General features: G+C 75.1%; 4 protein-coding genes. All 4 read left to right on the top strand.

The features are described from left to right. Window positions 1–2,180, top strand: a 2,180-nt coding sequence (locus AB0M47_RS41410) for a hypothetical protein (protein WP_363424164.1), incomplete at its 5' end; no start/stop codon positions are given. Next, entirely contained in the window at window positions 2,177–4,723 is a 2,547-nt protein-coding gene (locus AB0M47_RS41405; RefSeq protein WP_363424162.1) for an FtsX-like permease family protein, read from the top strand. The genes AB0M47_RS41410 and AB0M47_RS41405, both read left to right, overlap by 4 nt. Beyond that, window positions 4,720–5,628: an ATP-binding cassette domain-containing protein gene (locus AB0M47_RS41400; RefSeq protein ID WP_363424159.1), complete on the top strand. Its 909-nt coding sequence runs from the start codon at window positions 4,720–4,722 to the stop codon at window positions 5,626–5,628. The genes AB0M47_RS41405 and AB0M47_RS41400 overlap by 4 nt, the downstream gene beginning before the upstream one ends. A gap of 95 nt (window positions 5,629–5,723) precedes the next feature. Continuing rightward, window positions 5,724–7,435 (top strand): apolipoprotein N-acyltransferase (gene lnt / locus AB0M47_RS41395; RefSeq protein WP_363424166.1); only part of this gene is annotated, 1,712 nt, incomplete at its 3' end.

Raw genomic sequence — 7,435 nt, 5'->3', positions numbered from 1 at the left:
GGGCACCCCAGACGGCGCTCGGCGTCCTGCGCGGCGCCCCGATGCGTACGCGGTTCCTGTTCGCGGTCGGCCCGTCGGCGCTCGCGGTGCTGGCCGGTGCGGTGCTGGGCGCGGCGACCGGGCTGCTCAGCGGCGGGTCGCCGGTGTCCAGGACGGACGGTGCGGCGGCCGGCGCCGTGCTGGTGGCCGTGCTGGCGCTGGTCGCTGCGACCGAGACCCGCGTTCTGCGTACGCCGGTGCTGGACGCCGTGCGGCGCGCGCGGCGGGCCGCGAAGCGGCTGCGCTTCGCGCCGCTGGAGGCACTCGTCGTCGTCGTGGCGCTGCTGCTGGCGTACCAGAATGTGACGGCGAGCCCGGACGCGGGCCTGGCGCCGCTGGCCCCGATGGTGAGCGTGCTGGCGGCGGCCCTGCTGGCCGGGCGGATCGTGGCCTGGGGACTGGCCCACCTGGGGGTGGGCCGCCTGCGCCGCGGCGACCTGGGACTGGGGCTCGCGGCGATGCATCTGGCCCGGCGGCCGCACACGGCCCGCGCGCTCGCGCTGGTGGCCGTCGCGGTGGCCACCCCGGCGCTGGCGGCCTCAGGCGTGCAGACCACCTCGGCCGCGTTGCGCGAGCGTGCGGTGGCCGAAATGGGCGCCGCCCGGGTCATCACAGTGGTCGGCTCGGATCACACCGCGGTCCGCGCGGCCGTGCACGCGGCCGATCCGGACGGCCGCTGGCTGCTGGCGGCGGCCCGGCAGCAACTGGCCGCGAGCAGCGTCGTCGCGGTCGAAAGCGACCGGCTCGCCCGGGTGTCCGAAACCAGTGCGGCGCTGGCCCGCCGGATCGCCGCCGACGTGCGCCCGGCGGTCAACGCCCCCGTGCAGGTGACCGGGACGCGGCTGGTCCTGGACGTCACGGCGACCTCGGCCGACGCCGGCGGGACGATCCGCGCCACCCTCGTGACGGCGGCCGGGCAGCGGTTCACCGTGCCGATCACGGTCGCGCATCAGCTCGGCGCCGGCTCCTACGCCGCCGACGTGCCGCACTGCGCCGACGGCTGCCGGCTGGCCTGGCTCGGCTTCACCTCCTCGCCGGAAGCGCTGCGGCTGACCGCGATCCGGCAGCAATCCCCGGACAAGACGCTGGTCGACGCCGCCGGGATGGCCGCCGCCGGTCGCTGGCGGCCCGGCTTCACCACCACCGCGGGCGACCTCACCGTGCTGCACGGCGACGGCTGGCTCAGCGCCCAGTACCGGCCCAGCGATCCCATGCACGTCTCGACCGACCTGCGCGTCCTGGTGGCCGACGCCCCGGTGCCGCTGCCCGCGGTGGTCGCCGGCCGCGCCCGGCTGGCCCAGACCGACGAGGTCCGCGAACTGCCCGTGCTCGACGGGATCTCCCGGCCGGTACGCGTCGTGGACGGCGCGGGCGTCCTGCCCGGCGCGGGCGGCGACGGCTTCCTGATCGACCACGAGTACGCCGACCGGCTGGCCGACGAAGGGGGAGTCGTGCAGGCCGAAGTCTGGGCGCGCGCCGACACCCCGGCGGCGGTGCTGACCGACATACGCAAACGACTGCTGATCGCGGGCGAGGAGACAGTGGACGACCGCGTCGACCGGATGGTGCGTACCGGACCCGGTCAGGCGGCCCGATTCCAGCTCGGCGCGGCGCTGCTCGGGGTGTTGCTGGGCGCGGCCGGACTGGCCGTGATCACCACCGGCGAGTACGCCCAACGCCGGGCCGAACTGCTGGACCTGCGACGGCAGGGCCTGACGGCCCGCACCGCGGTACGCGCGATCGGCTGGTCGGCGTGGCTGCTCGTGGCGACCGGAGTGCTGCTGGGCGCCGCGCTCGCCACCGCCGCCGCGATCGGCTGGGACGGCGGTGGGCTGACGGTGTTCACCGACGACTGGACCGCGACCGGCGTACCGGCGGTGTCCGGGCTGGCCGTCGGGCTCGGAGTGCTCGTCGCCGCCACGCCCATCGCGGCATCCGGCTGGCTGAGCGCCCGGCGGCTCTCCCGCGCCGTCGTGTCGGACGGCGGCGGGTCCGCAGCGTCGGACACCGGCCGGGTTCCGGGCCGCGAATCGATCGCTGCGGACGACGGGTCGATCTCTTCGGGCGATGGGTCGGTCTCTTCGGACGCTGGCGGGGATCGCGGGCGGGCGCTGGTGACGGACGGGGAGGAAGGCCGATGATCCGGATCGTCCGGGTGATGCTGCGCCGACGGCGGGGCACCGCGTTGCTGGTGCTGGCCCTGTCGGTGATCGCGTCGGCGGCGGCCGCGGCCGTGCCGCTGTACACCGGCGCGGCGGCGCGGGCGGTGACGGCGGCGCAGGTCGCCGACGCCGCGCCGCAGGAGTTGTCGATCGCCCGGACGGTGCTGCTGACGCCGGGTGGTTTCCCGGGCCGTCCGGCCCCGCCCCCGGCCGAGAAACTCGCCCCGCAACTGCCCTACCAGCCCGGGTTCACCACGGTCGGCGGGTTGCTCGTCGGCGGGCAGCTCGGCGCTACGGAGACGTCGCTCGGCACGTCGGTGTGGCTGGCGTACCGGTCGGGGGTGTGCGCCCATGTGCGCATGGTGTCCGGCCGGTGCGTCGCCGGAGCCGGGGAGGCGATCGTTCCGCAGTCGGCCGGGCTGCGGCCGGGCACGGACACCGGCTTCGTCGCCGGAACCCTGTCGCAGGGCGGCTTCCGGGCCGACGGCGACCCGATCCGGCTCACCGTCGTCGGCGTGTACGCCATCGGCGACCTCACCGGCGCGTACGGGGCGGGACGGTCGTTCACCGGTGTGCCGCAGCCGGACGAGGAGCCGGAACAGGAAGTGCCCGCCGTGTTCGCGACGCTGGAAACCGTCGCCGCGACCCCGTTCGGGACCGCGTTCCAGACCACCGACCTGATCGCCGACGGCGTGGACTTCACCGACGACGCCGGGCTGCGGGCGCTGGCCGCCGAAGAGGAGACGCTGGCCGAGGAGAACGGCTACGACGTCAGCACCGCGCTGCCGGACCTGCTGGACCGCATCGCCGCCCAGCGCGCCGGACTCGACCGGTCCGTGCAGGTCGCGGCGGTTCCGCTGCTGCTGCTGACCATGGTCGTGCTGTATCTGGCGGTCAGCTCCAGCACGGTGCGGCGGCGTACCGAGAGCGGACTCGCGGGGCTGCGGGGCGTACCGGGGTTCACCCGGTGGTGGCTGTCGGCGGCGGAGACACTGCTCCCGGCCCTGGCGGCGGCACCCATCGGGCTGGCCGCCGGGTGGCTCGGCGTACGCGTCCTGGGGGCGTGGACGTTGCCCGGCGGCGACGGTCCGGAGCTGACCTGGGGGGTCGTGGCGACGGTGGCGGCGGCGATCGTCACGGTGGCCGCGCTGGCCGGAATAGCCGTGGCACAGGCCGGCCGGGGACCCATCGCGGCACAGCTGCGGGGTACGCCCGCTCGCGCCCACACCGTCCTGATCGGACTCGCCGAGGTGTGCGCCGTGCTGGCGGCGGTCGCGGCCGGCTATCAGATCACCGCCGAGGACCAGCCGGGCGGACTGGCGCTGCTGGCGCCACTGCTGACTGCGGTCGCCGCCGGGCTGGTGGCCCGCCGCCTGACCGGTCCGCTCGCCGAACGGCTCGGTCGGTGGGGACTGCGGCGTGGCCGGGTCAACCGGGCCATGGCGGCGTTCGTGATCGCCCGGCGGCCGACCCATTCGCGGCTGCTGGCGCTGCTGGTGGTGCTGTTCGGTACCGGCGGGTTCGCCGTCGCGGCCACCACCGCCGGCGCGTGGGCGCGGGCCGAACGCGCCCGGCTCGACGTCGGCGCGGCCGAGGTCTGGAGCCTGCCGACGACGACCGCCGGGGACCTGCGCGACGCCGTCCGCGACGCCGACCCGTCCGGCCGGTACGCGATGGCGGCGGCGATGCTGCCCGACAAGCGGTTCCGGGTGCTGGCGGTCGACGCCGAGCGGTTCTGCGGCATCGGGTACTGGAGCGCCGACGTGGCCCTGCCGCAGGAGCAGGCGTGCGGTTCGCTGCGGGCGACCGGATCCGGGCCGTTGCCGATGATCGCCACCCAGTCCCCACCGGACCGGGTCGCCGCCGGTAGCGATTCGGTGTCGGTGACCGAGGTGGCCGAGGTCGCCGTGCTGCCCCGGCTCGGGACCGCCGGTGGTCTGGTCGACCTGGCCGGGCTGCCCGCCGCGACCCCCGTACGCCAAGCGCAGGTGTGGCTCGCCGAGGACACCCCGGAGCTGATCCGGTCAGGGTTGCGGGTGCAGGGGCTGACGCCGGTCGCGACGATGACCGCCGAACGGGCGGCCGAGCGGCTCGACCGGTCCGGCCCGGCGCTGGCGTTGCGCTTCTACCTGGTGGCCTGCCTGGCGGCGGTGGTGCTCGGGGTGACCGGCGTACTGGTGGTCGGCGCGGCCGAACACGACGAGATCGGCCGGGTCATGCGGGCGTTGCGCATCCAGGGCATGCGGTCGCGGTCGGTGCCGCGCCAGGTCGCCGGCGGGTACGCCGTCCTCGTCGCGGTCGCGGCGCTGATCGGCACCCTCGTGGCCGCCTTGGCCTGGCGTACGGCTCGGGCGGTGGTGCCGATGGTGGCCGACGGCGGCTGGGCGCCGGCCACGCCGCTGCTGCCGGTCCGGCCGGGCCTGCTCGCGGCGGCCCTGCTCGGCCAGGTCGTGATTCTGTTGCTGACGAGCCTCGTCGTGGCCACCGTGCTGCGGCGGGCGGTGGAAGGGGAGACCCGGTGAACGGACTGGCCGTGATCTGCCGGCGCGTGGTGCAGATCTACCGGGCCGAGGGCGGCGACGTGGTCGCCCTCGCCGGGGTGGATCTGGAGATCGCGCCGGGGGAGAAGGTCGCCCTGGTCGGGCCGAGCGGCTCGGGCAAGTCGACGCTGATCGCGCTGCTGGCCGGGCTCATGCGGCCCAGCGCCGGACGGGTCCACCTGGGACAGACCGACATCGGCAAGCTGACCGACGGCGAACTGGCCCGGCTGCGCGGCACGGATCTGGGGGTGGTGCTGCAGGGCGCGACCCGCAACCTGCTGCCGTACGCGACCCTGGAGGACAACATCTGGCTCGCCCAGCGCCGCGTGCGCAAGGTACGCCCAGCCGACGTCGAACCGGCCGAGTCTGTCGCGGCGCTGGTCGGCCTGCTCGGGTACGGCGACCGCCGGATCGACCAGTTGTCGCCGGGCGCGCAGCAGCGGGCGGCGCTGGCGGTCGGCCTGGCCGCGTCACCGGGACTGCTGCTGGTCGACGAGCCGACCAGCCGGCTCGATCCGGTCGCCCGGGACGAGGTGCTGTCGGCGCTGGACCGGGTCAACGCCGAGCGCGGCACGACCATCGTCGCGGTCACCCACGACATGGCCGTCGGTGAGGCGTTCGGGCGGGTCGTGACGATCCGCGACGGCCGCGTCGGCGCGGAGGGCCGTGGCGGACGGGAGTTCGCGGTCGTCGCCGGGGACGGCACCGTGCAGCTCCCACCGGCGATGCTGGCCAGCTACCCGCCGGGCACCCTGTTCTCGGTCGACGACGTCGACGGGGCGGTCATGCTGGAGGCGGAGAAGCCCGCGTCCACCTTGCCAGGCCGCGCGCACCTCGTCCCAGCGCACGAAAACCGGGTCTGGCCTGCCAGCGGAGGAGGGGGTTGATGCGGTGGGCTTTCGTGACAAGGCCGACCGGCCGTCGCGGTAGGGTTTGCGCCGTGACCGCAGCCGTTGCCCCGCCTGACGCCCCGCCGACCGAGGTGGCCGCGCCCGAGCCCACGCCCGCCGGCAAGCCGGTGCCGTACTGGGCCGGACTGCTGCTGTCGGTGTTCGCCGGGGCGGCGCTGCTGCTGTCGTTCCCGTCCTACAGCCTGTGGTGGCTCGCCCCGTTCGGCGTCGCGGCGTCGGCGCTCGCCGTGCACCGGCGGCGACCGCGTACGGGGGCTTTGTTCGGCTTCATCACCGGTGTCGTGTTCTTCGCGCCGCTGCTGTCGTGGACCAGTACGCACGTCGGCCCGTGGCCGTGGCTGCTGCTGGTCGGCCTGCAGGCGGCGTACTTCGCCCTGCAGGGGCTGGCCCTGGCCCTGGTGAGCCCGGTCGTGGACCGCTGGCGGTGGAGCTGGCCGCTGGTCGTCGGAGTGCTCTGGGTCGGCCAGGAAGCCCTGCGTGGCCGTACGCCGTTCGGCGGCTTCCCCTGGGGCCGGCTCGCGTTCAGCCAGGCCGACGCGCCCACGCTGCGCCTCGCCGCGCTCGGCGGCGCGCCGCTGGTCACCTTCGTCGTCGCCGTCACCGGCGGCCTGCTCCTGCTGGCCGTCACCCGCCTCTCCCACCGGTACGCCTTCGCCCACCGGGCGACGCCTTCCCGGGCGGCCGCGTCTTCCGGCTGGATCACGGATCAGAGTCGAATCTTGAGCCAAGATTCGACCCGGAACCCTGATCCAGCGCCCATCCCGGCGACGACGCCGGAGCCGGCGCGCCTGGGGAAGCCGAAGGGGTGGCTGGGGAAGCCGAAGGGGTGGCTGGTCGCGGCCGGCCTGGTCGTCGGGGCGGCGGCGCTGACGGTCGTCGGGTACGCCGTCCCGCTGTCCACCCCGGACGGCCCGACCGTGACGGTCGCGATCGTCCAGGGCAACGTGCCGCGCATGGGGCTGGACTTCAACGCCCAGCGCCGGGCCGTGCTCGACAACCACGTCGCGGCGACCGAGGAGCTGGCCGCCGACGTCGCGTCGGGTAAGCAGCCCAAGCCGGATCTGGTGATCTGGCCGGAGAACTCCTCCGACATCGATCCGCTGCGTAACGCCGACGCCGCCGCCGCCATCGACCGGGCCGCCCGGGCGATCGGCGTACCGATCCTGGTGGGGTCGGTGCTCAGCGGCGAGCAGGAGGGTCAGGTCTACAACGTGGGCCTGGTCTGGGAGGCGGGCAAGGGCGTCACCGCCCGGTACACCAAGCAGCATCCGGTGCCGTTCGCGGAGTACATGCCGCTGCGGCGGTGGATCGAACCGATCGCGAAGATCGTCACCGACAAGGCCGGTCTGCTCCGGTCGGACTTCCAGCCCGGCGACACCTCCGGCGTGCTCAGCATGGGACCGGCCACCATCGGCGACGTCATCTGCTTCGAGATCGCGTACGACGGGCTGGTGCGGGACACCGTGACCGACGGCGCGGGCCTGCTCGTGGTGCAGACGAACAACGCCACGTTCAACGTCGACGAGGCCCGGCAGCAGCTGGCCATGGTGCGGCTGCGCGCGGTCGAGCACGGCCGGGAGTCGCTGATGTCGTCGACGGTCGGCATCTCCGGGTTCGTCGACGCCTCCGGCGAGGTGCACCAGGCCACCGGCTTCTTCACCCGGGACGTCCAGGTCCGGCAGCTCCACGAGGGCACCGGGACGACCCTGGCCACGCGGCTGGCGTACTGGCCGGAGCTGGTGCTGAGTGTGGCGGCGATCGCTGTCCTGGCCGGTGCGATGGG

Source organism: Hamadaea sp. NPDC051192 (assembly GCF_040682475.1).
GTDB classification, from domain to species: Bacteria; Actinomycetota; Actinomycetes; order Mycobacteriales; family Micromonosporaceae; genus Hamadaea; species Hamadaea flava.
Note: the sequence above shows the minus strand (reverse complement) of the source record. Positions and strands in the feature narration are given on the sequence as shown.